Annotated in this window: 1 protein-coding gene and 1 pseudogene; both read right to left on the minus strand. The window is 45.3% G+C overall.

Annotated features, from left to right (window positions below):
• Window positions 1-469: 469 nt before the first annotated feature.
• Window positions 470-676: pseudogene (locus tag AB840_RS18425) on the minus strand (gp53-like domain-containing protein); the annotation flags it as partial.
• A 13-nt stretch (window positions 677-689) separates the two neighbouring features.
• Window positions 690-927 (minus strand): hypothetical protein (locus AB840_RS17995; RefSeq protein WP_236684566.1); only part of this gene is annotated, 238 nt, incomplete at its 5' end.

Raw genomic sequence — 927 nt, forward strand, 5'->3', positions numbered from 1 at the left:
GTGCCAATTATCATAATGAATCCTTGCATAGTGTTAGAGTTGGCATATGTCGTCCCAAAGCGCAAAGAAGCCGATCCGTTGCTTACTGCTGTGCCACATGATGCGGCAGGGATAGAAGTGCTACCACCCAAATGCATCGCCCCTACATACATGGTTGTAGTGACTTGTAAAGGAAACGTGACTGTAGCATCGTAATAACGCACATTATTTGTTGTTTGACTGTAAGTAAATGTAAGTATTCCCCACTGTTTACTTACATATTAATCCCCAATGCCCCGTGCGGGCGGTGGGGTCGTGTGATCCTTTTGTAAGGGTTATAGTTGTGTCGGATATGTTTTCGACGCCAATCATGTCGTCTGCCGCAGAATCGACTGTGACCACGGGCAAAAGGACTTGATTAATTTCAAGTGGGAATGTGATCGTTTGTGCGCCGGCCAAGGGGGCACCAATACTAAACAATCCCCACTGTTTAATATCCGGTTGCTATGTAACGCCCATACAGGAGGTTTACACCTATTGAACCAACAGCATTAAAACCTGATGAAGATATATTATAAAATCCGAATCCTTGGATAGAATCAGAGGTATTAGCCATATCAGTACCCGTTGCAGAGAAAATAGATGAAGGGAAACTGATAGGAAAACCTATCCAGCTACCTTGATTGAGAGCAGTAAAATTTCCCCACTGTCTATATGCCGATGGTTATGCAGTGCGCCGCTGGCCTATCGGCCCCAGATGAGCGCAGTGCAAATCCACTCAGCGACATGTTATAGTCCTTCAAGATGGCTACAGTTTGTTTGAAATCCGAATCGGCACTGCTTACAACTCCAGTTGCGACAATTTTATACCATTGCGTGTAAGCAATGGGAAGTGTTGCGGTTGATGCACTTCCGGCAGGAGCTTCGGTAGATACCCACTGTTTACTT

Origin of the sequence: Megasphaera cerevisiae DSM 20462 (genome assembly GCF_001045675.1) — a bacterium.
GTDB classification, from domain to species: domain Bacteria; phylum Bacillota; class Negativicutes; order Veillonellales; family Megasphaeraceae; genus Megasphaera; species Megasphaera cerevisiae.